The sequence below is a fragment of the Anoxybacillus gonensis genome, assembly GCF_001187595.1.
GTDB lineage: Bacteria > Bacillota > Bacilli > Bacillales > Anoxybacillaceae > Anoxybacillus > Anoxybacillus gonensis.
On the sequence record NZ_CP012152.1, the window covers coordinates 993,298 to 1,017,781 of the forward strand.

Consider the following 24,484-nt stretch of genomic DNA (forward strand, 5'->3'; position numbering starts at 1 on the left):
GCGAGGCTTACAAAGGTGTGAATGAGGAAATCCGTTTGCCCAAACGGTCTCTTTCCTCATGTTTTCAAACACCTTGCCTCGCTTGGCAAGGTGTTTTTTACTAAAAAGGAGGAATGTTGCATGAACCATTTACTAACGTTAGCAGAGTTATCGGTTGATGATGTGCTTGCCATTTTGCATGAAGCGGAACGATTTGCGAACGGGGAAACGTGGAAAGTGAATAAACAAACGTTTGTCGCCAACTTATTTTTTGAGCCGAGCACGCGGACGCGTTGCAGCTTTGAGATGGCGGAACGAAAACTCGGGCTTGAAGTCATTCCGTTTGATGCAGATATGTCGAGCGTCCAAAAAGGAGAAACGTTGTATGATACGATTCGGACGTTGCAAGCAATCGGCGTGGAAGCCGTTGTCATTCGCCACCCATCCGATCATTATTTTGAACCGCTCCGTCATGCGATTGACATTTCGATCATTAACGCAGGCGATGGGTGCGGTCATCATCCGACGCAATCGTTGCTCGACTTAATGACGATTCGTCAACAATTTGGCACATTTATTGGGCTTGATGTGGCGATCGTTGGTGACATTCGTCATAGCCGAGTGGCGCGTTCTAATGCTGAAATATTAACAAGGCTAGGTGCAAACGTCTTATTTTGCAGCCCGCCGGAATGGCAAGATACAGAAAACGGTTATGGCACATACGTCGATCTTGATACGGCAGTAAAAGAGGCGGATGTTGTGATGCTTCTTCGCATTCAACACGAGCGCCATGACGAAAAAATGGGTTGGACAAAAGAGCAATATCACGAGCAATATGGCTTAACGATCGAACGAGAAAAACAAATGAAGAAAACGAGCATCATTTTACATCCAGCCCCTGTGAATCGCGATGTAGAAATCGCAAGCGAACTCGTTGAATGCGAACGGTCTCGCATTTTTAAACAAATGGAAAACGGCGTATACGTGCGCATGGCTGTATTGAAACGTGCATTACAAAAAGGAGGGACACAAAATGGCTACCATATTCAAACGTGCGCGCTTGCTTAACGAACAAGGCGAGTTCATCTCGGCTGATATAAAAATCGATGAAGGTCGTATTACTCATATCGCTTCTCATATGGATGAGGACGATTGTGATGAAGTGATTGACGTAAACGGACAGTTTGTCGCTCCGGGGTTTATTGACGTCCACGTTCATTTGCGCGAACCGGGGGGAGAACATAAAGAAACGATTGCGACAGGTACGCTCGCTGCGGCAAAAGGCGGATTTACAACGATTGCAGCGATGCCAAATACAAAACCTGTTCCAGATACGAAACAACAAATGGAATGGCTCGTCCATCGCATTCGCGAAACAGCGCACGTGCGCGTTTTGCCGTATGCGGCGATTACTGTACGCCAAGCCGGAAAACAGCTTGTCGATTTTGCCGCATTAAAAGAAGCAGGGGCATTTGCGTTTACAGACGATGGCGTTGGCGTACAAAGCGCACGCATGATGTATGAAGCGATGCAACAAGCCGCCGCTCTTAATATGCCGATCGTTGCGCATTGCGAAGATGAAACGTTGACGTATAAAGGGTGCGTGCACGATGGGGCATTTGCGAAACGACATGGGCTTTCTGGCATTCCTTCCGTTTGCGAAGCTGTACATATTGCGCGCGATGTGTTATTGGCGGAGGCAACGGGCTGTCATTATCACGTTTGCCATATCAGTACGAAACAGTCGGTACGCATCGTGCGCGAGGCGAAGCGGGCAGGCATTCGCGTTACCGCTGAAGTAACGCCGCACCATTTGTTGCTTTGTGAGGAACATATTCCTTCGCTCGATGCGAATTTTAAAATGAATCCGCCGTTGCGAACGAAAGAAGATCAACAAGCGTTAATCGAAGGATTGCTTGATGGAACGATTGATTTCATTGCTACTGACCATGCACCGCATACGGAAGAAGAAAAAAGTGAAGGGATGGTGCTTGCCCCATTTGGAATTGTCGGATTAGAAACGGCCTTCCCGCTTTTATATACACATTTTGTTGAAAAAGGAGTATGTACGTTAAAACAGCTCATCGATTGGTTGTCGAAAAAACCAGCCGAGACGTTTCGTCTCGATGGCGGACAATTAAAAGTTGGCGCAAAAGCAGATTTCGTTGTCATCGATTTACATACAACACAAGTGATTGATCCGGCTACGTTTGTTTCGAAAGGAAAAAACACGCCATTTGCAGGCTGGACGTGTAAAGGATGGCCGACGATGACAGTCGTCGACGGAAACATTGTTTGGCAGAAAGGGAGAGAGTGATGAAACGACAACTCATTTTAGAAGATGGTACACGTTTTGTTGGAGAAGCGTTCGGAAGTAAAAGGCAAGCAGTTGGTGAAGTCGTTTTTAACACAGGGATGACAGGATATCAAGAAATTTTAACTGATCCGTCGTATTGCGGACAAATTGTAACGATGACATATCCGTTGATCGGCAACTACGGCGTAAACCGCGACGATTTCGAATCGATCGAACCGCACGTGTTCGGGTTTGTTGTGAAAGAAGCGTGCCTATCTCCGTCCAATTGGCGAAGTGAAATGACGATTGACGAATATTTACGTATGAAAAACATTCCCGGATTAGCAGGAGTAGATACGCGCAAGCTGACGCGCATCATTCGTCAACACGGCACGTTAAAAGGGATGATTTGCGACATGGACGTTTCGGTGACAGAGGCGATCGCGTATTTAAAAGAAACAGAGCTTATACGCGATCAAGTGAAGCGCGTATCGACAAAAAGTGCGTACGCTAGTCCGGGGCGCGGTCATCGCGTCGTTTTAATCGACTTTGGCATGAAGCACGGCATTTTGCGCGAGTTAAATAAACGTCATTGTGACGTCATCGTGCTGCCATACAATGCAACGGCAGAAGAAGTGTTGCAGCTGCATCCGGATGGAGTCATGTTATCGAACGGACCGGGGGATCCGAAAGATGTACCAGAGGCGATTCATATGATTCAAGGCATACTCGGTCACACTCCACTTTTTGGAATTTGCCTCGGTCATCAACTGTTTGCACTTGCTTGCGGGGCGAATACGGAAAAAATGAAGTTCGGTCATCGCGGCTCGAATCATCCGGTTCAACATATCGAAACAGGAAAAGTCGCCATTACTTCACAAAACCATGGCTACACCGTCACGGAGCAGTCGCTTTCACGCACGCGGTTACAAGTGACACATATCGCTTTAAACGACGGAACGATTGAAGGGCTTCGCCATCGCGACGTTCCGGCATTTACAGTGCAATACCACCCAGAAGCGTCACCGGGACCAGAAGATGCAAACGATTTATTTGATGATTTTATTGCGATGATTGAACAGTTTAAAAAAGAAAGAGGGGTCGTTCATGCCTAAACGCCAAGATATTGAAACGATTCTTGTCATCGGTTCAGGACCGATCGTCATCGGTCAGGCAGCAGAGTTTGATTACGCAGGGACGCAAGCATGTTTGGCATTAAAAGAAGAAGGATATAAAGTCATTCTCGTCAACTCCAATCCAGCAACGATTATGACCGATACAGAAATTGCTGACAAAGTGTATATGGAGCCGTTAACGCTTGAATTTGTCTCGCGCGTCATTCGGAAAGAGCGTCCGGATGCGATTTTGCCGACGCTTGGCGGGCAAACGGGGCTAAATTTAGCGGTCGAATTAGCGAAAGCAGGAGTGCTTGAGGAATGTGGCGTTGAAATTCTCGGCACGAAATTAGAAGCGATTGAAAAAGCAGAAGACCGCGAACAATTTCGCGCGCTCATGAACGAACTTGGCGAGCCGGTGCCGGAAAGCGCCATCGTTCATAGTTTACAAGAAGCGTATGCGTTCGTTGAACAAATTGGTTATCCGGTCATCGTCCGCCCAGCATTTACGCTCGGTGGAACAGGTGGGGGCATTTGTACGAACGAAGAAGAGCTTGTCGACATCGTTTCTAGCGGTTTAAAAATGAGTCCGGTTCATCAATGTTTATTAGAAAAAAGTATCGCAGGCTATAAAGAAATTGAGTACGAAGTCATGCGCGATGCAAAAAACAACGCGATCGTCGTTTGCAATATGGAAAATATTGATCCTGTCGGCATTCATACGGGCGATTCCATCGTCGTCGCTCCGAGCCAAACGTTAAGCGATCGCGAATATCAACTGTTGCGAAACGCCTCGCTTCGCATTATTCGCGCGCTCGGTATCGAAGGGGGATGCAACGTCCAGCTCGCTCTTGATCCGCACAGTTTTCAATATTACGTCATTGAAGTAAACCCGCGCGTCAGTCGCTCATCGGCGCTTGCATCTAAAGCGACGGGGTATCCGATTGCCAAACTAGCAGCAAAAATTGCGGTTGGCTTAACGCTGGATGAAATGATGAATCCGGTCACAGGAAAAACGTACGCTTGCTTTGAGCCAACGCTCGATTACGTCGTTACAAAAATTCCGCGCTTTCCGTTCGATAAATTCGAATCAGCGAACCGCCATCTCGGTACGCAAATGAAAGCGACAGGGGAAGTGATGGCGATCGGGCGCACGTTTGAGGAGTCGCTATTAAAAGCGGTCCGCTCGCTCGAAACGAGCGTCTATCATCTCGAGTTAAAAGAACAAGTCGACGACGCCTTGCTGCAAAAGCGTATTCGAAAAGCGGGCGATGAGCGTCTATTTTACATCGCCGAAGCGTTTCGCCGCGGCGTAACGGTCCAACAAGTACATGCATGGAGCCAAATCGACCCGTTCTTTTTAACGAAAATCGCCCGTATCGTCGCCTTCGAAACGGTTTTACGTGACCATGTTGGCGATATGACTGTTCTTCAACAAGCAAAAGAAATGGGCTTTTCTGATGTGGCGATCGCTAACTTTTGGCATATGACTGAACGCGACGTATATGAGATGCGTAAGCGCGCCCAAATCACACCTGTATATAAAATGGTCGATACGTGCGCAGCGGAATTTGAATCCGAAACACCATATTATTACAGCACGTACGAAGAAGAAAACGAATCGATCGTGACCGCCCGTGAAAGTGTCGTCGTCCTCGGCTCTGGTCCGATTCGTATCGGGCAAGGAATTGAGTTTGACTACGCGACCGTTCATTGTGTATGGGCGATTAAAGAAGCGGGATATGAAGCAATCATTATTAACAACAATCCAGAAACCGTTTCAACCGACTTTAGCATTTCCGATAAGTTGTACTTTGAACCGTTAACGATTGAAGATGTGATGCACGTCATCGACTTAGAACAGCCGATTGGCGTCATCGTCCAATTCGGTGGACAAACGGCCATCAACTTAGCGGCGGAATTAGCGGCACGCGGCGTGCGCATTCTCGGCACATCGCTTGAAGATTTAGATCGTGCGGAAAACCGCGACAAATTTGAACGGACGCTTGCGCAACTCGGCATTCCGCAACCGAAAGGAAAAACAGCATGTTCCGTACAAGAAGCGGTCCATATTGCGAACGAAATCGGTTACCCTGTTCTCGTTCGACCATCGTACGTGCTTGGCGGTCGGGCGATGGAAATCGTGTATAAGGAAGAGGAATTGCTTCATTATATGGAACATGCGGTCAAAGTAAATCCGCAACATCCGGTACTCATCGACCGTTATTTAATCGGAAAAGAAATCGAAGTCGATGCGATTTCGGACGGGGAAGACGTGTTGATCCCAGGCATTATGGAACATATTGAGCGCGCTGGCGTCCATTCTGGCGATTCGATTGCCGTATATCCGCCACAAACGTTATCAAAAGATATTCAACAAAAAATTGTCGATTATACAATTGCGCTCGCGAAAGGGTTGCGCATCGTCGGACTGTTGAACATTCAGTTTGTATTATATGACGGCGAGGTGTACGTACTAGAAGTGAATCCGCGTTCGAGCCGAACCGTTCCATTTTTAAGTAAAATTACGAACGTGCCAATGGCGAATATAGCGACAAAAGTCATTTTAGGAGAAACGTTGCAAGCGCTTGGCTACAACACCGGATTAAAAGAAGAAAGCGACGGTGTATATGTGAAAGCTCCTGTCTTTTCGTTTGCGAAGTTGCGCAACGTCGATATTTCGCTCGGACCAGAAATGAAATCGACAGGTGAAGTCATCGGAAAAGATGAAACGTTTGCGAAGGCGCTTTATAAAGGACTTGTCGCTTCAGGCATTCACATTCGTCCACACGGTGCCGTGTTGTTGACGATCGCCGACAAAGATAAAGAAGAAGCGATCGACATCGCCCGCCGGTTTTACCATATCGGTTACCAGTTGCTTGCGACAAACGGTACAGCACAAACGTTACGGGAAGCAAACATTCCGGTCACTGTCGTCAATAAAATTCATACCGGTTCACCAAACATTCTTGATGTGATTCGTCAAGGCAAAGCGCAAGTCGTCATTAATACATTAACAAAAGGAAAAGAAACGGAAAGCGACGGCTTCCGCATTCGTCGCGAAGCAGTCGAAAACGGCATTCCGTGTTTAACGTCGCTCGATACAGCGAAAGCGATGCTTCTCGTCTTAGAAGCGATGACGTTTTCGACAATGGCGATGACAGAAAAGAAGGTGGGCGTATGAAGGAGAATATGACGATCATCTCTAACCGCCAAATCGCCAAAGGCATTTATGAGTTGACGCTCGCAGGTTCGCTCGTTCAGCGCATGCGTACACCAGGACAGTTTGTGCACATGAAGGTGGCAAACAGCGGACCGCTGCTCAGACGTCCGCTCAGCCTTTGCGACATGAATCTAGAAGCGAATGAATGTACGATTATTTACCGCGCGGAAGGGGCAGGAACGACGCTCCTTTCGCAAAAATTGCCCGGAGACACGGTCGATGTGCTCGGTCCGCTCGGAAACGGTTTCCCGATTTCTGCGCTGTCAAGCGGACAACGCGCGCTTCTTGTCGGTGGGGGCATCGGTGTGCCACCGTTATATGAATTAGCGAAACAACTCGTGAAAAAAGGAGTATTTGTGACGATTGTGCTCGGCTTTCAAACGAAAGATGTCGCATTTTACGAGGAGCGATTCGCATCGTTTGGCGAGACGTACGTTGCGACCGTAGACGGCTCGTACGGCATGAAAGGATTTGTCACCGACGTCATTCATCACTATCGCCTTTCGTTTGATGTGTTATACGCATGTGGACCGAAGCCGATGTTACGGGCGCTCGCAAACGAGTTTCCACATCAAGACGTATATTTGTCGCTCGAAGAACGGATGGGATGCGGTGTCGGGGCTTGTTTTGCATGCGTATGTCGCGTGCCGCATAGCGAAACGGCATATAAAAAAGTATGTAGCGACGGTCCGGTATTTCGGGCGGGGGAGGTCGTGTTATGAATCGATTAGCCGTGGAGTTGCCAGGACTTTCATTAAAAAATCCGATTATGCCTGCCTCCGGCTGTTTCGGATTTGGACGAGAATACGCGAAATTTTACGATTTAAGCGTGCTTGGGGCGATCATGATTAAAGCGACGACGCTTGACGCGCGCTTCGGCAATCCGACGCCGCGCGTAGCGGAAACGCCAAGCGGCATGTTAAATGCGATCGGATTGCAAAATCCAGGTGTCGATGTGGTGCTCGCTGAAGAATTGCCATGGTTAGCGCAATATGACGTGCCGATTATCGCCAACGTGGCTGGTTCGACCGTAGAAGAATATGTAGAAGTGGCTCGGCGCATTTCGAAAGCGCCAAACGTTCATGCGCTCGAGTTGAACATTTCATGCCCGAACGTGAAAAAGGGCGGCATCGCATTCGGAACGGTTCCAGAAGTCGCTGCGGAGCTGACGCGGGCGGTCAAAGAAGTGTCGGACGTGCCTGTTTATGTGAAACTATCACCGAATGTCACAAACATCGTTGCGATGGCGAAAGCGGTTGAACAAGCAGGGGCGGACGGATTGACGATGATTAATACGTTATTAGGCATGCGCATTGATGTGAAAACAGCGAAGCCAATTTTAGCGAACCGAACAGGTGGGTTATCTGGTCCAGCGATTAAGCCGATTGCGATTCGAATGATTTATGAAGTGAGTCAAGCGGTATCGCTTCCGATTATCGGCATGGGCGGGATTGAAAGCGCGGAAGATGTCATCGAATTTTTTTATGCCGGTGCGAGTGCGGTCGCGATCGGTACAGCGAATTTCATCGACCCGTACGTTTGTCCAAACATTATTCGCGACTTACCGAATGTTTTAGATGAACTTCGTATCGATCATATTTCACAATGTACGGGAAGGGGATGGAACAATGGACAAACCGTTTATTGTAGCACTTGATTTTGCATCAAAAGAAGAAGTGCGAACGTTTTTACAACCATTTTCTCATACGTCGCTCTTTTTAAAAGTCGGCATGGAGCTATATTTTCAAGAAGGTCCAGCAATAATTGACGAACTGAAACAGAAAGGCCATCATATTTTTTTAGATTTAAAGCTTCATGATATTCCACATACAGTGAAGAAAGCGATGAAAGGGTTAGCAAAACTAGGCGTTGATTTAGTAAACGTTCATGCTTCAGGAGGAAGTGCAATGATGCGCGCGGCGATCGAAGGATTAGAAGAAGGAACACCACACGGGATGAGCCGTCCACGTTGCATTGCCGTTACGCAGCTGACGAGCACAAGCGAGCAAGTTCTCTGCAATGAATTGCTGATCGATCGCCCGATGAAAGAAACGGTCGTTCATTACGCATCTCTCGCTTACCGTAGCGGACTTGACGGTGTTGTTTGTTCCGCCCAAGAAGTGCCGCTTCTTCGCGCATCGTTCGGCACATCGTTTATCACCGTCACGCCAGGCATTCGCTTTGCGGGCGACAAAACAGACGATCAAGTGCGCGTCGTCACACCGTATGAGGCAAAACAGCTCGGAACAAATTATATCGTCATCGGACGAAGCATCACAAAAGCAAGTGATCCATATGCAGCATATGAGCGTCTAAAACGGGAATGGGATGGTGGACAATGATGAAAAAAGAAATCGCAAAACAACTTCTTTCCATTGGCGCAGTATCGTTGCGTCCAAATGAACCGTTTACGTGGTCTTCAGGCATACAATCGCCCATTTATTGCGATAATCGCTTGACGTTAGCGTATCCCGCGGTTAGACAAGCCATTGCCGACGAGATGACATCACTCATTCGCACGCATTTTCCGCATGTAGAAGTCATCGCTGGCACAGCGACGGCAGGCATTCCCCATGCCGCATGGGTGAGCGAGCGGTTGAATATGCCGATGTGCTACGTTCGCAGTCAAGCGAAAGGACACGGAAAAGGAAAGCAAATTGAAGGGAAAGTAGAACAGGGGCAACACGTCGTCGTCGTCGAAGATTTAATTTCAACAGGCGGCAGCTCATTGCATGCGGTGCGCGCTTTGCGTGAAGCAGGATGCAACGTGCTTGGTGTCGTTGCGATCTTTACATACGGATTAGAAAAAGGAAAACGAGCATTTCAACAAGAACAAGTCCCATACTATACCGTTACCGACTACGATACGCTCATGGAAACAGCGAAAGAACTTGGCATCATCACCAAAGAGGAGCAAACAACGTTGCACCATTGGCGTGAACAGCTAGAAGCATAACAATAAGGGTGTCCAACGAAAGCCGGACACCCTTTCTCATTATTTCGTGGAAATTGCGTTTGTTTTTAAATAGTGGATATCGTTTGCTTGTTGAATCGAACGGAGTGAAAGTGCTTGTAGGACCGTTTCTTGATGATCTAACTTCTCAAACCCTTCTTGCATTTGTTGCGACAACTGTTCGATTTGTTGTTTCATCATTGGAATTTCTTGTACATGCAACTCAACAACAGTCATTCGTTCCATTAATTGTCCAACCATTTCACGAATCGCTGGCACAAGCGCCACATCGTCTTTCGTAGCCATGCGCTGCTCGATGCTTGCGATATCGTCTTTTGTGGCCATCGTCTGTTCAATATGACTGACGCGACTTTCTAACGCTCGAATATCATCTTTTAACGCAGCGACGTCTGCTTTCGTTGCCATATTCGCACGCAAAAACGCCAACTCATCAAAAATGCGTTGCAACAACTGCTCCATTTTTTTCACCTCCTTTTTTCCGCTTCTATTATACCACCATTCGACAGAAAGAAGAGAGACGAAACAGAAAATATGACAAAAAATTTTTTGAATTTTTTTCTTTAGGTACATATATTGTCCATGTAAAATAGTAATATATTGTTATAAAAAGTTTTTCATAACTTAAGTGTTTATTAATTGATAAAAAATAAAATATTTGGTTCATCACCACAACATGTACTTGACAAGTGATACGCTTTCTTGAACAAAAATGTACAGAAATCATTGGTTTACTGCTTCTTCCTCACAAGCATCGGTAGAGTGTGTTATAAAAAATCAAGTACAACTTTTGGTGAAGAGCCAAATATTTGATAATATTCAAACAGGAGGGATTTAATGGACTGGATTGTCGGGATAGCTTTAATTATCATCATTTTTTTTTCAACTAGTACAATAGAAAAAACTCTTAAAACAATAAAAAGCCAAAATGATACAATTATCGAGTTATTAAAGGAGATAAAAAATAAAAAGGAATCGTAAATGCTTAATGGCAGGTGCAAGTACATCTTTTGGTGATGAACCAAATAACAAAATATTTTGATGAAAATGAAAAAACCCGCCTACCTAGACGGGTTTTTTCATCTTCACCACCATCTCCTCATCCGGCGTGACGTAAATCGTCTGCTGGTTTTCGTAAATGACGAAGCCGGGTTTGGCGCCGTTTGGCTTTTTGACGTAGCGAACGCGCGTGTAGTCGACCGGAACGGAGCTGGAGTGGCGCGCTTTGCTGAAGTAAGCGGCTAAGTGGGCAGCTTCGATGATCGTTTGTTCGGATGGCTGTTTGCTGCGAATGACGACGTGCGAGCCAGGGATGTCTTTCGTATGAAGCCAAATGTCGTCTTTGCTTGCGAATTTGTTCGTTAAATAGTCGTTTTGTTTGTTGTTTTTGCCGACGAAAATGTCGGTTCCGTCGCTTGATACGTAGTGTTCCAGTTCAATTGTGCGCGACTTTTGTTTTTTTTGTTTTGTCGCTTTGGCGCGCAAATAGCCTTGTTCGATTAATTCGTCGCGAATGTCGTCAATGTCTTTCGGCGATGCGGTTTCAAGCTGCTGCAACAGCGTATCGAAGTATGTGATTTCTTCTTTCGTTCGCTCGATTTGTTCCTGCACGATGGAAAGAGAATTTTTCGCTTTTTGGTATTTTTGGAAATAGCTTTGTGCATTTTCTGACGGCGATTTTTGTTGATCAAGCGGAATGGTGATTGTAGCACCGTTTTCGTCATAATAGTTGACGACTTCGATTTCGCTCATTCCTCGCTTGAGCGCATAAAGGTTTGCGGTTAACAATTCCCCATATAGTCGATATTGTTCTGCCTGTTTTGCTTCTTCAAGCGTTTGGTGAAGTTTCAACAGTTTCTTTTCATTTTTCGCTTTTTCATTCGCGACAAAGCGTTCTAAATCGTGCGCTTGTTGTTTCACGCGGTCGCGTTCCGCTTTGCCGAAATAAAAACGGTCAAGCATCTCGCTTAACGTAGCAAAATGTTTTCCTTCCCCTTCGATATGGGTAAGCGGCAACGCATAAAATACGTCTTTTGTTCCGTTTGTGTATATACACGGAGTAAATTTCTCGCTGCGTACATCTTCCATCAAAGAGATAAAGCTTTTCGGCAACGTCGCCCGGTTAGCAAGCTCTGCGCGATAGATGACTTCGCGCGCAAAAAGCGGCGAAATGCCCGTAAATGTGGCGACGAGTTGATCGGCTAATTTTCCTGCGAGAAAATCGATCTTTTTTAACACCGTCTCTTCCGTCGCATGAAGCGGATTGATTTTGTCGTGCGATGGAGGCAATATATAAGGCGCCCCAGGAAGCACCGTTCGGTATCGGTTCACCGCAGGGGAGAGATGTTTAACGCTGTCGATGATCGTGTTCGTCTGTTCATCAACGAGAATGATGTTGCTGTGGCGGCCCATCAATTCAACGACGAGCTGCTTTGTACATACATCGCCGAGCTCATTTCTTCCTTTGACATGAATGATGATGATGCGATCAAAATCGACTTGCGTAATCGCTTCAATGACGCCTCCTTCAATATGTTTGCGCAGAAGCATACAAAACATCGGCGGCTCATGAGGGTTATCGTACGTCTCGTTCGTCAAATTGACGCGCGCATACGTCGGATGAGCAGATAATAACAATTTATAATTGCTTCCGTGCGAACGAATATGAAGCACTAATTCGGACGGAAACGGCTGATAAATTTTTGAAATGCGCCCCCCGACAAGCGTGCGCTGTAATTCTTTTGTCATCGCATATGTAAATACTCCGTCAAACGACATAAAAAACACCTTTCTCTTTTTTTCTTTTCATTATACCATATCATTTTTTCGTACATGCCTGAATAAGCTGTCATAGATAAGACAAGCGGAAGGGGGAGAGAAATGAGCTGGCACGGATTGCGTATCGAGCAGGTGGAACAACAAGTAAATACAAAGATTGGCTTTGGATTAACGGAAAAAGAAGCGAAAAGACGATTAAAACAATTCGGCAAAAACGAACTGTCGGAAGAAAAAAAGCCGTCTGCGCTAAAACAATTTTTTAGTCAGTTTCAAGATTTTATGGTGCTCGTCTTATTGGCGGCAACGGCGATTTCCGCCGTATTAGGCGAATACATCGATGCGATCGCCATCGTGGCAATTGTCATCATGAACGCTTTTTTAGGATTTATACAAGAGCGTCGGGCGGAAAAGTCGCTTGAGGCACTAAAACAATTATCCGCCCCAGAATCGCTCGTTTTACGGGATGGGGAATGGGTAAAAGTGCCGTCTGCTCAGTTAGTCGTTGGCGATATTGTCAAATTCGCAAGCGGTGATCGCATCGGGGCGGACGTGCGCATCGTTGAAGCGAAAGGGTTATATATTGAAGAATCGTCGTTGACGGGCGAATCGCTTCCTGTCGAAAAACAAACAGCGCCACTTGTAGATGATGTGCCATTAGGTGATCGCACAAACATGGCGTTTATGGGGACGCTTGTGACAAACGGAAGCGGAATAGGCATTGTCGTAGCGACAGGCATGCATACAGCGATGGGACAAATTGCCCACTTAATCCAGTCGGCGCCAACGATGACGACACCGTTGCAACGAAAGCTCGAACAGCTCGGCAAAATTTTAATTGTCATCGCTTTAGCGCTCACAGCGCTCGTTGTCGTGCTTGGCGTATGGCAAGGACATGCGGTATATGACATGTTTTTAGCTGGTGTGTCGCTTGCGGTTGCCGCCATTCCAGAAGGATTGCCTGCGATCGTTACCGTCGTATTGGCGCTCGGTGTCCAACGCATGATGAAGCGAAACGCCATCGTGCGCAAACTTCCTGCGGTTGAAACGCTCGGTTGTGCCTCGGTCATTTGTTCTGATAAAACAGGAACGATGACGGAAAATCAAATGACAGTCACGCATGTGTGGGTGAATAATCGATTATGGACAGTAAGCGGGACGGGCTATGAACCGAAAGGAACGTTTTTATATAACGGCAAACAAGAAAAGGTAGATGCTGCCTTACAGCAAATCTTATTATTTGGGGCGCTATGCAATCATGCGAACATAAAGAAAAAAGGAAAAACATATATGATTGATGGCGATCCGACCGAAGGGGCCCTCGTTGTTGCGGCGGCGAAAGCGGGATGGACGAAAGAAAAAATCGCTGCCGAGTTTACGATTGAACATGAATTTCCGTTTGATTCGACGCGAAAAATGATGTCGGTCATCGTAAAAGATCGCGCGAATCGGCGCTTTATTGTCACAAAAGGTGCGCCAGATATGTTGCTTGAACGTTGTCGTTTCATATATATGGATGGTCAAGCGAAACGAATGCGCGACCAAGAGCAGAAAATGGTGCAGCAAACGGTCAATACGCTCGCTTCTCAAGCGTTGCGAACGATTGCGATCGCCTATCGGCCGCTTTCTTTGACGGAAACAATGAACGATGAAACGAAAGCGGAAAGCGACTTAACGTTCATCGGTTTACAAGGGATGATCGATCCGCCGCGGAAAGAAGTAAAACAAGCCATCGCGGAATGTAAAAAAGCAGGCATTAAAACAGTGATGATTACAGGAGATCATGTGTTAACGGCGAAAGCGATTGCCCAACAACTGCACATGATGCCACCGAACGGCAAAGTGATGGACGGCAAAACGTTAGCGACGTTATCTGTTGATGAATTAGAAGACGTCGTTGAAGATGTATACGTTTTTGCGCGCGTATCACCAGAACATAAATTAAAAATTGTGCAAGCGTTGCAAAAAAGAGGGCATATTGTCGCGATGACAGGCGATGGCGTCAATGATGCTCCGGCCATTAAAACAGCAAACATCGGCATCGCGATGGGAGTGACAGGAACAGATGTATCAAAAGAAGCCGCATCGCTCGTTTTGTTAGATGATAACTTTGCGACAATTAAAGCGGCGATCGAAGAAGGACGAAACATTTATGAAAACATTCGTAAATTTATTCGCTACTTGCTTGCGTCAAACGTCGGTGAAATTTTAGTGATGTTATTTGCGATGATATTTGCGCTTCCTCTTCCGCTCGTGCCGATTCAAATTTTATGGGTAAACCTCGTCACAGACGGACTACCTGCCATGGCGCTCGGATTAGACCCAGCGGAAGAAAACGTCATGAAGCGGCCACCGCGTCATCCGAAAGAAGGAGTTTTCGCCAGAGGGCTCGGTTGGAAAATTATTAGTCGCGGCTTTCTCATCGGCATGGTGACGTTGATCGCTTTTCTTGTCGTGCATACGCGACATCCGGAAAATTTAACGTATGCCCAGACGGTTGCCTTTGCGACGCTCGTGCTCGCTCAACTCATTCACGTGTTTGATTGCCGAAGCGAACGGTCGGTGTTTGACCGAAATCCGTTTGAAAATATGTATTTAGTGCTCGCCGTGTTGTCGTCGCTTTTCTTGTTGCTTGTCGTCATTTACTATCCGCCGTTACAGCCGATTTTCCATACGGTTTCGTTGCCGCTGACCGATTGGTTGCTTATTGTTGGCTTATCGTCTATTCCGACGTTTTTACTTGCTGGTTCGTTATTTACACGCCGCCGCTCATGAAATATTTTCGATATATAGTGATATATGCTATAATGGGAGAAGGTAATGGAGTGAATCTATTACCTTCTTTTATTGTCGATAACGTACAATGGATGTGAGAGTATGATCGTAAGTATGACAGGATTTGGTCGAGGAAAAAAAGAAGGCGAAAACGTGAGCGTTACGGTGGAAATGAAGTCAGTCAATCACCGTTTTTGTGAAATTTCGATCCGCATGCCTAGACAGTGGGTGATGTTTGAAGATAAAATAAAAAGAGTCATTACACAACATATTGCCCGTGGACGTGTCGAAGTGTTTATTACAATTGAAGGGGAACAGCTCGTCGAACGAACGCTTCACGTCGACTGGCAGCTTGTTGATGCGTATTATCGCATGCTTACTGATGTGCGCCGTCGGTTTCATTTCGCCGATGATGTATCGCTTCGAGATGTTGTACATATGCTATCGGATGCGGTTGAAATGACGGAACAGCCGATCGAAAACGATGCCCTTCTTTCTCTTCTTTTAGAAGCGACAAAAGAAGCGGTCGAGCAATTGAAACATATGCGCGAACAGGAAGGAAACGCGCTATTAGCAGACATGCTGATGCAGCTGGAGACGATTGAGAAAAGCGCACATCGCATTGAACAACTTGCGCCAACAGTCGTCGCTTCTTATCGCGAACGCATACATAAACGAGTGAGTGAATTTGTACAGGGTGTCGTTGATGAACAACGGCTATTGACGGAAGTCGCTTTATTTGCGGAAAAAGTGGATATTCATGAAGAATTAAAACGTATATATAGCCATATTGAACAATTTCGTCGCATCGTTTCTGAAGGAGGAGCGGTCGGACGAAAGCTTGATTTTCTCGTCCAAGAGCTCAATCGTGAAATGAATACGATCGGTTCAAAAGCGAACGATCGCTATATTGCTTCCGAAGTTGTCGAAATGAAAAGCGCCCTTGAAAAAATTAAAGAACAAGTGCAAAATGTAGAGTAGTTTGTTTATCAATAGAAGGTGGGGATGACCGTGAAAGAACGAGGGTTATTAATCGTCCTATCGGGACCGTCTGGCGTCGGAAAAGGGACGGTACGAAAAGCATTATTTTCACAACCAGATATTCAATTGCAATATTCCATTTCTGTGACGACGCGCAAACCACGTGAAGGGGAAGTCGATGGCGTCGATTACTTTTTCAAAACGCGCGAGCAGTTCGAACAAATGATTCGCCAAAATGAGCTGCTAGAGTGGGCGGAATATGTCGGAAACTACTACGGCACGCCAATTGATTATGTAGAAAAAACATTGCAAGAAGGAAAAGACGTATTTTTAGAAATTGAAGTACAAGGAGCGATGCAAGTTCGCAAAGTGTTTCCAGAGGCGCTCTTTATTTTCCTCGCTCCGCCAAGTTTAAGCGAATTGCGTAAACGAATTGAAATGCGCGGAACGGAATCAGAAGATTTAATTCGCGATCGTTTACAAGCGGCGAAAGAAGAATTAGAAATGATGGATGCATACGATTACGTTGTCGAAAACGATCAAGTAGAACTCGCATGCGAGCGCATTAAAGCGATTGTCATGGCAGAACATTGCCGACGCGAACGCGTGGCACAACGATACAAAAAGATGTTGGAGGTGGAGTAATATGTTATATCCTTCCATTGATTTGCTCATTACAAAACTCGATTCAAAATATACGCTCGTCACAGTTGCGGCAAAGCGCGCCCGCCAATTGCAAGTGAAAAATGACTTAACGATCGAAAAACCTGTGTCGAAAAAATTTGTCGGCAAAGCGTTAGAAGAAATTGCGGCGGGTCATATTGAAGTCGTTAGCGAAGAAGAAGCAACGCAATAAACTACTTACGACAACCTAGTTTTTAGGTTGTTATTTTTTTACAAATACCGAACGAAAGGGGCAACGTCGATGCTTCAGCAAAAAAACATTTTATTATGTGTTACAGGTGGCATTGCTGTATATAAAGCAGCGGCGCTCACAAGCAAACTTGTGCAAGCGGGGGCGAATGTCAAAGTCGTCATGACGGAAGCTGCTTGTCAATTTGTTACACCGCTTACGTTTCAAGCGTTATCAAAAAACGAAGTATACATTGATACATTCGACGAAAAAAAGCCGAACGTCATTGCACACATTGATTTAGCTGATTGGGCACATCTCGTACTCGTTGCCCCTGCGACCGCAAACACGATCGCAAAACTGGCGCATGGTTTAGCTGATAACATGGTGACAACGATTTTACTTGCGACGAAAGCACCGGTTTGGCTTGCGCCTGCGATGAACGTCCATATGTACGAACATCCAGCGGTACAACAAAATATGCGCACGTTGCAGTCGTATGGCTATCGCTTCATTGAACCAGCGGAAGGGATGCTTGCGTGCGGTTACGTTGGAAAAGGGCGATTAGAAGAGCCAGAAACGATCGTCGCATTGCTTGAACAACATGTTGCATCAAACGAACTGTTAAAAGGAAAAAAAGTGTTAGTGACAGCCGGTCCGACGCGCGAAAAACTTGACCCTGTCCGCTTTTTCAGCAATCACTCGACAGGAAAAATGGGCTATGCTATCGCAGAGGCAGCGCGCGATTTAGGAGCGGACGTCATCCTTATTTCCGGCCCGACATCGCTCGCTCGTCCGGAAGGGGTACAGACGATTAGGGTAGAAAGTGCACAAGACATGTATGAAGCGGTGATGGAGCATTTTCAACATAGCGATATCGTCATTAAAACAGCGGCAGTAGCAGACTACCGCCCTAAATATGTCGCCGACAATAAAATAAAAAAACAACAAGGAGACTACACTGTCGTTCTTGAGCGAACGATCGACATTTTACAAACGCTCGGCGAACAAAAAACGCACCAATTTTTAGTTGGCTTTGCGGCAGAAACGAACGATGTGGAACGATATGCGAAAGAAAAGCTTGCGCGCAAAAATGCCGATATGATTGTCGCAAATAACGTTGTCCAAGAAGGAGCTGGGTTCGGTACGGATACAAATATCGTGACGATATTTAAACGAGACGGAACGGCAAAGCAACTTCCACTCTTGCCAAAATCGGAAGTGGCCAAACAAATTTTATATGAAATTTATCATGAAATTGAGGGACGCCTATGACAGTCGCTTCTGTCATCGTCGATATTCCTACGAGTCAAACGGATCGCCCGTTTGATTACGTGATCCCAGCTGAACTTGTCGGCGTTGTACAACCAGGCATGCGCGTTGTCGTACCATTCGGCACACGTTTTTTACAAGGATTTGTCATTGAGCTGAAAGAAACGACGGACATGCCGCGCGAACAATTAAAGCCCATTCATTCTCTTTTTGACGTTGTTCCTGTATTTAATGAAGAATTGTTGCAACTTGGAAAGTGGCTAACTGAAACGACGCTTTGTTTCATGGTATCGGCGTTTCAAGCGATGTTGCCTGCCGCAATGAAAGCGAAATATGAAAAAGACATTCGACTCATTGAGCAACATATGCCGTTCATACACGAAAAAGTACGTGCGTTGTTTCGCGACCGTCTCGTCATTCCGTGGAGTGAAGTGGCACAAACGCCATACGTGCCGCTGTTGCAAAAAGAAATCGCAAACGGCCATATTGAAGTCGTTTACCGAGTTGAAGAAAAAGGAAAAATAAAAACAGAAAAGTGGGTCGAACTGCGCGCAAGCGACGATGAGATCATACATGCGCTTGCATCGCTCCCGCAGCGTGCCATAAAACAAAAACAAATGCTTGAGCGTTTGCTTACAGCCCGCTCTTTCCCTTTAAAACAATTGTTAAGTGAAACAAATAGCACGTTTGCTACTGTTCAAGCGCTCATGAAAAAACAGCTCGTCGCCGTGACAGAAAAAGAAATATATCGCGATCCGTATGCCAACCGCTCGTTTACAAAAACAAAACCGCTCCCTTTAACAGACGAACAACGCCAAGCGTTACAGGCGATCGGAAAAGCGATTGACGAAGATGTGCATGACGTTTTTTTAATGTACGGCGTCACAGGAAGCGGCAAAACAGAAGTGTATATGCAAGCGATTGATCTCGTCTTAAAAAAGGGGAAAGAAGCGATTGTGCTCGTACCTGAAATTTCGCTTACACCTCAAATGGTGAAGCGGTTTAAAGAACGATTCGGTTCGCAAGTCGCTGTTCTTCATAGCGGGTTATCGCTTGGAGAAAAGTATGACGAGTGGCGAAAAATTCAACGAAAAGAAGTGCAGCTTGTCGTTGGAGCTCGTTCTGCTATTTTTGCCCCGTTTGAAAACATCGGCATCATCATTATTGATGAAGAACATGAAACGAGCTACAAACAAGAAGAATCACCGCGCTATCATGCGCGCGATGTGGCCATTTTTCGCGGTCGTTACCATCGTTGTCCGGTTGTGCTTGGCAGCGCTACGCCATCGCTCGAATCGTTTGCGCGCGCTCAAAAAGGAGTATATAAACAAGTCACGTTAACGAAGCGAATGAACGATCATGCGATGCCGCCTGTGGCCATTGTGGATATGCGTGAAGAACTGCGCGCAGGAAACCGCTCGATGTTTTCCCGCCTTTTATTTGAAAAATTAACGGAACGTTTACAAAAAGGAGAACAATCCGTTTTATTTTTAAATCGTCGCGGTTATTCTTCTTTCGTCATGTGTCGGGATTGCGGTCACGTCATTCAATGTCCGCATTGCGATATTTCACTGACGTATCATCGCGTCCAACAACAATTGAAATGTCATTATTGTGGATACGAACAGCGAATGTCGTCGCATTGTCCTGCTTGTCAAAGCGAACATATTCGCTTTTTCGGAACGGGAACGCAAAAAGTAGAAGAAGAATTAACAAAGCTGCTTCCAGAAGCGCGCGTCATTCGGATGGACGTCGATACAACGAGCCGAAAAGGAGCACACGAGCGAATGCTTCATCAATTTGGAGAAGGAAAGGCTGACATTTTACTCGGCACGCAAATGATTGCCAAAGGGCTCGATTTTCCAAATGTCACATTAGTTGGCGTATTAGCAGCAGACACGATGCTTCACGTCCCTGATTTTCGCGCGGCAGAAAAAACGTTTCAGCTGTTGACGCAAGTAAGCGGCCGAGCAGGGCGGCATCATTTGCCGGGAGAAGTCGTTATTCAAACGTATACACCTGAACATTACAGCATTCAATTCGCAAGCAAACATCATTATGAGGCGTTTTATGAACGGGAAATGATCAATCGAAAAAAACACGGATATCCACCGTTTTATTATTTAACGCTCATTACGGTGTCGCATATTGATGCGCTAAAAGGAATAAGCATCGCTGAAAAAATTGCTACACATGTGAAAAAACATTTGTCAGCTGAAGCGGTTGTACTCGGACCCGTTGCTTCTCCGATTGCGCGCATGAACGATAGATATCGTTACCAATGCATGATAAAATACAAGCGGGAAGCGAACTTAACGACAGCGCTCCGCACGGTTATGGAACATTATCAGCGCGAGATGGCGCGCGGCGATGTGACGATTACGATTGATTTAAATCCATATATGATGATGTAAATAAGGGAGGAACCATTTTGGCTATTTTACCGATTGTAACATATCCTGCCCCGATTTTAGAAACCGTTTGCCAGCCGGTCACTGTTTTTGACCGCAAGTTGACGAAAATATTAAACGACATGTACGATACGATGATTGCGGCCGATGGGGTCGGATTAGCTGCCCCGCAAGTCGGCATCGATCAACAAATTGCGATTGTTGACATTGGCGACCGCCATGGGCGCATCGAGTTAGTGAATCCCGTCATCGTTGCCCAAAGCGGAGAACAAATCGGACCAGAAGGATGTTTAAGTTTTCCGGGATTATTTGGAGAAGTAAAACGTTCTCAATATGTGAAAGTACGCGCGCAAAATCGGCGCGGTCGTCCGTTTGAAATCGAAGCGACAGGTTTTTTAGCTCGCGCGTTACAACATGAAATCGATCATTTACATGGCATATTATTTACGTCAAAAGTCATTCGTTATTATGAAGAAGGGGAGTTCGAACAATGAACATTGTATTTATGGGAACGCCTGATTTTGCTGTTCCGATTTTAGAACAGTTGATCAAAGACGGATACAACGTTGTTGGTGTCGTAACACAACCGGACAAGCCGAAAGGACGAAAACAACAATTAACCCCACCGCCAGTCAAAGTGACTGCACAGTCGTACAACATTCCGGTATTGCAGCCGACAAAAATTCGTGAAAAAGATCAATATGAACAAGTGCTCGCCTTACAGCCGGATATGATCATCACTGCTGCATTTGGACAAATTTTACCGAAACCGCTCCTTGAAGCGCCAAAGTATGGGTGCATTAACGTGCACGCCTCGCTTTTGCCAGAATTGCGCGGAGGGGCCCCTATTCATTACGCCATTTTGCAAGGAAAAGAAAAAACAGGAATTACAATCATGTACATGGTTGAAAAACTCGATGCAGGCGACATATTAACACAAGTGGAAGTGCCGATTGATGAACGCGATACAGTCGGGACGTTGCACGACAAACTTAGCGAAGCAGGGGCGAAACTACTTTCTGAAACGCTTCCGAAACTGCTTCGTGGCGACATTACACCGATAAAGCAAGATGATGAACAAGCGACGTTTGCATACAACATTAAACCAGAACAAGAACGAATCGATTGGACAAAAGCGGGCGAAGACATTTATAACCATATTCGCGGTATGAATCCGTGGCCTGTCGCTTATACGATGCATGGCGATGAACGTTGGAAAATTTGGTGGGGAGAAAAAGTACAAGCATCTTCCCAAGCGAAGCCAGGCACCATTGTTGCTGTTGAACGCGATGGCATTGTTGTTGCAACCGGCAACGAAACAGCGATTAAAATCACTGAATTGCAACCAGCAGGAAAACGGAAAATGAGCGCTATTGACTTTTTACGCGGTGCAACGATTGAAATCGGGACAGTATTAGGAGGAACGAATGAGTAAAAAAAACGTCCGAAACTTAGCGTTAGATGTGTTAATCGATATTGAAAAAAAACGAGCATATAGCAATTTATCATTACATCATGTGATCGAAACAAACGAATTATCCGCCCAAGATGTTGCGCTTTTAACAGAATTAGTATACGGCACGATCCAACGACGCGATACGCTTGACTACTATTTACAGCCGTTTATAAAAGGAAAAATTGAGCTATGGGTGCGCCTATTGCTTCGTCTGTCGCTTTATCAAATGGTATTTTTAGACCGGATTCCTGATCGCGCAGTATTATTTGAAGCGGTAGAAATAGCAAAGCGTCGTGGGCATCGCGGCATCGCCTCGCTCGTAAACGGTGTATTGCGCTCCATTCAGCGCGAAGGATTGCGCTCATTTGATGAAATAAAAGACGACTTCGAACGTCTAGCCGTTGCGACAAGTCATCCGCTTTGGCTCGTGCGTCGATGGGTCGAACAATTCGGATGGGATGAGACGAAACGAATGTGCGAAGCGAACAACTTGCCACCAGAACAAACAGCAAGGGTAAACGCGATGCGTGTAACGGTTGACGAAGCGATCGCCCGCTTAAAAGAAGAAGGGATTGAAGCCGTTCCTTCTTCTGTCGTGCCGATTGGAATAAAAATGGTCAAGGGCAATGCAGCGAAAACGAGCGTGTTTCAAGAAGGGCTTGTGACGATTCAAGACGAAAGCTCGATGCTTGTTGCTTACGCCCTTTCTCCAACCGAAACAGACGTCGTGTTAGATTGTTGCGCGGCACCGGGCGGAAAGACGACGCATATGGCTGAACGAATGAACAATAAAGGCCGCGTCGTTGCGCTAGATATTCATGATCATAAAGTAAAACTGATTGAGCAGCAGGCAAAGCGTCTAGGCTTGTCGAATATTGAAGCGAAACAACTCGATAGCCGTCAAGCGCATACGCAATTTGCTCCTGAAACGTTTGATCGCATATTAGTCGATGCCCCGTGTTCAGGGCTTGGCGTCATTCGGCGAAAGCCGGAAATTAAATATGCGAAAAACGAAAACGATATGGCGCAACTTGCTGCTATTCAACGAAATATTTTGCGGTCGGTCGCTCCGCTTTTAAAACGCGGTGGAACGCTCGTATATAGCACATGTACGGTCGATCGGGAAGAAAACGAACAAGTCATCGCTGCATTTTTAGACGAACATCCACAATATGAGCTCGATGAAACGCTTGCTTCGCGCTTGCCATCATCGGTGGCGCCATATGTACGTCACGGCATGTTGCAATTGCTTCCACATCACGTATATAGCGACGGATTTTTTATCGCAACATTGAAAAAGAAAGGTGAAATGATATGAAACCATCCATTTACTCGCTGCGTTTAGAAGACTTGCAAAGTTGGGTGGAACAGCAAGGGGAAAAGCCGTTTCGCGCCACACAAATTTTTGAATGGTTATATAAAAAACGAGTGACGTCATTTGAAGAGATGACGAATATTCCAAAAGCGTTGCGCGAGCGGCTACATGAACAGTTTGTCATCACGACATTAAAAACGCTCGTACAACAAACGTCAAAAGACGGAACGATGAAGTTTTTATTTGAACTTCATGACGGCTATTCGATTGAAACGGTGCTTATGCGTCATGACTACGGTAATTCGATTTGTGTGACGACACAAGTCGGCTGCCGAATCGGCTGTACGTTTTGTGCTTCGACATTAGGTGGCTTAAAGCGCAATTTACAAGCAGGTGAAATTGTTGCGCAAGTCGTCAAAGTACAAAAAGCGCTCGATGAAACGAACGAACGAGTGAGCAGCATCGTCGTTATGGGAATTGGGGAACCGTTTGATAACTATGATGAGCTCATCAAGTTTTTAAAAATCGTAAACCATCCGAAAGGGTTGCATATTGGCGCGCGTCACATTACTGTATCAACAAGCGGCATCATTCCGAAAATTTATCAATTTGCCGATGAAAATATGCAAATTAACTTCGCCATTTCGCTTCATGCGCCAAATACAGAATTGCGCTCGAAGTTGATGCCGATTAACCGCGCTTATAAATTGCCAGAGTTGATGGAAGCTGTGCGCTATTACATTGAAAAAACAGGGCGGCGCGTGACTTTTGAATACGGTTTATTTGGCGGTGTGAACGATCAAATTGAACATGCCGAAGAGCTTGCTGCGCTTATTAAAGGATTAAAATGTCATGTCAACTTAATCCCGGTGAACTACGTGCCTGAACGCAACTACGTGCGCACGCCGCGCGAGCAAATTTTTGCGTTTGAGAAAACGTTGAAAAAACATGGCATTAACGTAACGATTCGCCGCGAACAAGGGCACGATATTGATGCGGCATGCGGTCAGCTACGTGCGAAGGAGCGGAAAGAAGAAACGAAAGCGTAACGATGTGGACACA

The 24,484-nt window shown here is 45.9% G+C and carries 21 protein-coding genes; 19 read left to right on the forward strand and 2 right to left on the reverse strand.

Annotated features, from left to right (window positions below):
* Positions 1-120 precede the first annotated feature (120 nt).
* From AFK25_RS05320 to pyrE, 8 genes are read left to right on the forward strand one after another with little or no spacing between them, the layout of a single operon-like run.
* On the forward strand, positions 121-1,047 hold the full coding sequence (locus AFK25_RS05320) for an aspartate carbamoyltransferase catalytic subunit (RefSeq protein ID WP_009373559.1): 927 nt from the start codon (positions 121-123) through the stop codon (positions 1,045-1,047).
* Positions 1,013-2,296 (forward strand): dihydroorotase, encoded by a 1,284-nt coding sequence (locus tag AFK25_RS05325; RefSeq protein ID WP_035065941.1) that lies wholly within the window; start codon positions 1,013-1,015, stop codon positions 2,294-2,296. The genes AFK25_RS05320 and AFK25_RS05325 overlap by 35 nt, the downstream gene beginning before the upstream one ends.
* A complete protein-coding gene (locus AFK25_RS05330) occupies positions 2,296-3,390 on the forward strand; it encodes a carbamoyl phosphate synthase small subunit (RefSeq protein ID WP_035065938.1) in 1,095 nt (364 codons plus the stop codon). The genes AFK25_RS05325 and AFK25_RS05330 overlap by 1 nt, the downstream gene beginning before the upstream one ends.
* The gene (carB, locus tag AFK25_RS05335; protein WP_035065935.1) at positions 3,383-6,574 is read left to right on the forward strand and encodes a carbamoyl-phosphate synthase large subunit; all 3,192 of its coding nucleotides are present in this window, start codon (positions 3,383-3,385) and stop codon (positions 6,572-6,574) included. The genes AFK25_RS05330 and carB overlap by 8 nt, the downstream gene beginning before the upstream one ends.
* Positions 6,571-7,335, forward strand: a complete 765-nt coding sequence (locus AFK25_RS05340; protein WP_009373563.1) for a dihydroorotate dehydrogenase electron transfer subunit — start codon at positions 6,571-6,573, stop codon at positions 7,333-7,335. Before carB ends, AFK25_RS05340 begins: the two co-directional genes overlap by 4 nt.
* Positions 7,332-8,270: a dihydroorotate dehydrogenase gene (locus AFK25_RS05345; protein ID WP_009373564.1), complete on the forward strand. Its 939-nt coding sequence runs from the start codon at positions 7,332-7,334 to the stop codon at positions 8,268-8,270. Before AFK25_RS05340 ends, AFK25_RS05345 begins: the two co-directional genes overlap by 4 nt.
* Positions 8,242-8,955: an orotidine-5'-phosphate decarboxylase gene (gene pyrF, locus AFK25_RS05350; RefSeq protein WP_009373565.1), complete on the forward strand. Its 714-nt coding sequence runs from the start codon at positions 8,242-8,244 to the stop codon at positions 8,953-8,955. Before AFK25_RS05345 ends, pyrF begins: the two co-directional genes overlap by 29 nt.
* Positions 8,955-9,569: an orotate phosphoribosyltransferase gene (pyrE, locus tag AFK25_RS05355; RefSeq protein WP_026011809.1), complete on the forward strand. Its 615-nt coding sequence runs from the start codon at positions 8,955-8,957 to the stop codon at positions 9,567-9,569. Before pyrF ends, pyrE begins: the two co-directional genes overlap by 1 nt.
* A gap of 39 nt (positions 9,570-9,608) precedes the next feature.
* Here the strand turns inward: pyrE and AFK25_RS05360 are convergent, their stop codons facing one another.
* Complete coding sequence (locus tag AFK25_RS05360; RefSeq protein ID WP_035065931.1) at positions 9,609-10,046, reverse strand: hypothetical protein; 438 nt, start codon at positions 10,044-10,046, stop codon at positions 9,609-9,611.
* Positions 10,047-10,421: 375 nt separating this feature from the next.
* Here AFK25_RS05360 and AFK25_RS15095 point away from each other — a divergent pair, with 375 nt between their 5' ends.
* A complete protein-coding gene (locus AFK25_RS15095; protein ID WP_019418370.1) occupies positions 10,422-10,565 on the forward strand; it encodes a hypothetical protein in 144 nt (47 codons plus the stop codon).
* Positions 10,566-10,649: 84 nt separating this feature from the next.
* On the opposite strand, the gene AFK25_RS05365 is transcribed toward AFK25_RS15095, so the two are convergent.
* Positions 10,650-12,362, reverse strand: coding sequence for an Rqc2 family fibronectin-binding protein (locus AFK25_RS05365; protein ID WP_035065928.1), 1,713 nt, complete (start codon positions 12,360-12,362; stop codon positions 10,650-10,652).
* A 102-nt stretch (positions 12,363-12,464) separates the two neighbouring features.
* Between AFK25_RS05365 and AFK25_RS05370 the strand changes: the two genes are divergently transcribed.
* The 10 genes from AFK25_RS05370 to rlmN all read left to right on the forward strand — a co-directional run bounded on the left by AFK25_RS05370 (position 12,465) and on the right by rlmN (position 24,471).
* On the forward strand, positions 12,465-15,134 hold the full coding sequence (locus AFK25_RS05370; RefSeq protein ID WP_035065925.1) for a calcium-transporting P-type ATPase, PMR1-type: 2,670 nt from the start codon (positions 12,465-12,467) through the stop codon (positions 15,132-15,134).
* Between the two features lie 102 nt (positions 15,135-15,236).
* A complete protein-coding gene (locus AFK25_RS05375) occupies positions 15,237-16,115 on the forward strand; it encodes a YicC/YloC family endoribonuclease (protein WP_035065922.1) in 879 nt (292 codons plus the stop codon).
* Between the two features lie 24 nt (positions 16,116-16,139).
* Positions 16,140-16,760 carry a guanylate kinase gene (gene gmk / locus AFK25_RS05380; RefSeq protein WP_009373572.1) on the forward strand — a complete coding sequence of 207 codons (621 nt, stop codon included), beginning with the start codon at positions 16,140-16,142 and terminating at the stop codon, positions 16,758-16,760.
* A gap of 1 nt (position 16,761) precedes the next feature.
* A complete protein-coding gene (gene rpoZ / locus AFK25_RS05385) occupies positions 16,762-16,971 on the forward strand; it encodes a DNA-directed RNA polymerase subunit omega (protein WP_009373573.1) in 210 nt (69 codons plus the stop codon).
* Between the two features lie 69 nt (positions 16,972-17,040).
* Entirely contained in the window at positions 17,041-18,243 is a 1,203-nt protein-coding gene (coaBC, locus tag AFK25_RS05390; RefSeq protein WP_035065919.1) for a bifunctional phosphopantothenoylcysteine decarboxylase/phosphopantothenate--cysteine ligase CoaBC, read from the forward strand.
* On the forward strand, positions 18,240-20,654 hold the full coding sequence (gene priA, locus AFK25_RS05395; RefSeq protein WP_035065909.1) for a primosomal protein N': 2,415 nt from the start codon (positions 18,240-18,242) through the stop codon (positions 20,652-20,654). Before coaBC ends, priA begins: the two co-directional genes overlap by 4 nt.
* Positions 20,655-20,671: 17 nt before the next feature.
* Positions 20,672-21,145, forward strand: coding sequence for a peptide deformylase (gene def / locus AFK25_RS05400; protein ID WP_019418376.1), 474 nt, complete (start codon positions 20,672-20,674; stop codon positions 21,143-21,145).
* Positions 21,142-22,086 (forward strand): methionyl-tRNA formyltransferase, encoded by a 945-nt coding sequence (gene fmt, locus AFK25_RS05405; protein WP_019418377.1) that lies wholly within the window; start codon positions 21,142-21,144, stop codon positions 22,084-22,086. Before def ends, fmt begins: the two co-directional genes overlap by 4 nt.
* Positions 22,079-23,425 carry a 16S rRNA (cytosine(967)-C(5))-methyltransferase RsmB gene (rsmB, locus tag AFK25_RS05410; RefSeq protein ID WP_019418378.1) on the forward strand — a complete coding sequence of 449 codons (1,347 nt, stop codon included), beginning with the start codon at positions 22,079-22,081 and terminating at the stop codon, positions 23,423-23,425. The genes fmt and rsmB overlap by 8 nt, the downstream gene beginning before the upstream one ends.
* A complete protein-coding gene (rlmN, locus tag AFK25_RS05415; protein WP_009732843.1) occupies positions 23,422-24,471 on the forward strand; it encodes a dual-specificity RNA methyltransferase RlmN in 1,050 nt (349 codons plus the stop codon). The genes rsmB and rlmN overlap by 4 nt, the downstream gene beginning before the upstream one ends.
* Positions 24,472-24,484 lie beyond the last annotated feature (13 nt).

What these genes read in the sequence shown, in the direction of transcription:
- AFK25_RS05320 (WP_009373559.1), top strand. Translation starts at nt 121, where the DNA reads ATGAACCATTTACTAACGTTAGCAGAGTTATCGGTTGATGATGTGCTT.
- AFK25_RS05325 (WP_035065941.1), top strand. Translation starts at nt 1,013, where the DNA reads ATGGCTACCATATTCAAACGTGCGCGCTTGCTTAACGAACAAGGCGAG.
- AFK25_RS05330 (WP_035065938.1), top strand. Translation starts at nt 2,296, where the DNA reads ATGAAACGACAACTCATTTTAGAAGATGGTACACGTTTTGTTGGAGAA.
- carB (WP_035065935.1), top strand. Translation starts at nt 3,383, where the DNA reads ATGCCTAAACGCCAAGATATTGAAACGATTCTTGTCATCGGTTCAGGA.
- AFK25_RS05340 (WP_009373563.1), top strand. Translation starts at nt 6,571, where the DNA reads ATGAAGGAGAATATGACGATCATCTCTAACCGCCAAATCGCCAAAGGC.
- AFK25_RS05345 (WP_009373564.1), top strand. Translation starts at nt 7,332, where the DNA reads ATGAATCGATTAGCCGTGGAGTTGCCAGGACTTTCATTAAAAAATCCG.
- pyrF (WP_009373565.1), top strand. Translation starts at nt 8,242, where the DNA reads ATGGACAAACCGTTTATTGTAGCACTTGATTTTGCATCAAAAGAAGAA.
- pyrE (WP_026011809.1), top strand. Translation starts at nt 8,955, where the DNA reads ATGAAAAAAGAAATCGCAAAACAACTTCTTTCCATTGGCGCAGTATCG.
- AFK25_RS05360 (WP_035065931.1), bottom strand. Translation starts at nt 10,046, where the DNA reads ATGGAGCAGTTGTTGCAACGCATTTTTGATGAGTTGGCGTTTTTGCGT.
- AFK25_RS15095 (WP_019418370.1), top strand. Translation starts at nt 10,422, where the DNA reads ATGGACTGGATTGTCGGGATAGCTTTAATTATCATCATTTTTTTTTCA.
- AFK25_RS05365 (WP_035065928.1), bottom strand. Translation starts at nt 12,362, where the DNA reads ATGTCGTTTGACGGAGTATTTACATATGCGATGACAAAAGAATTACAG.
- AFK25_RS05370 (WP_035065925.1), top strand. Translation starts at nt 12,465, where the DNA reads ATGAGCTGGCACGGATTGCGTATCGAGCAGGTGGAACAACAAGTAAAT.
- AFK25_RS05375 (WP_035065922.1), top strand. Translation starts at nt 15,237, where the DNA reads ATGATCGTAAGTATGACAGGATTTGGTCGAGGAAAAAAAGAAGGCGAA.
- gmk (WP_009373572.1), top strand. Translation starts at nt 16,140, where the DNA reads ATGACCGTGAAAGAACGAGGGTTATTAATCGTCCTATCGGGACCGTCT.
- rpoZ (WP_009373573.1), top strand. Translation starts at nt 16,762, where the DNA reads ATGTTATATCCTTCCATTGATTTGCTCATTACAAAACTCGATTCAAAA.
- coaBC (WP_035065919.1), top strand. Translation starts at nt 17,041, where the DNA reads ATGCTTCAGCAAAAAAACATTTTATTATGTGTTACAGGTGGCATTGCT.
- priA (WP_035065909.1), top strand. Translation starts at nt 18,240, where the DNA reads ATGACAGTCGCTTCTGTCATCGTCGATATTCCTACGAGTCAAACGGAT.
- fmt (WP_019418377.1), top strand. Translation starts at nt 21,142, where the DNA reads ATGAACATTGTATTTATGGGAACGCCTGATTTTGCTGTTCCGATTTTA.
- rsmB (WP_019418378.1), top strand. Translation starts at nt 22,079, where the DNA reads ATGAGTAAAAAAAACGTCCGAAACTTAGCGTTAGATGTGTTAATCGAT.
- rlmN (WP_009732843.1), top strand. Translation starts at nt 23,422, where the DNA reads ATGAAACCATCCATTTACTCGCTGCGTTTAGAAGACTTGCAAAGTTGG.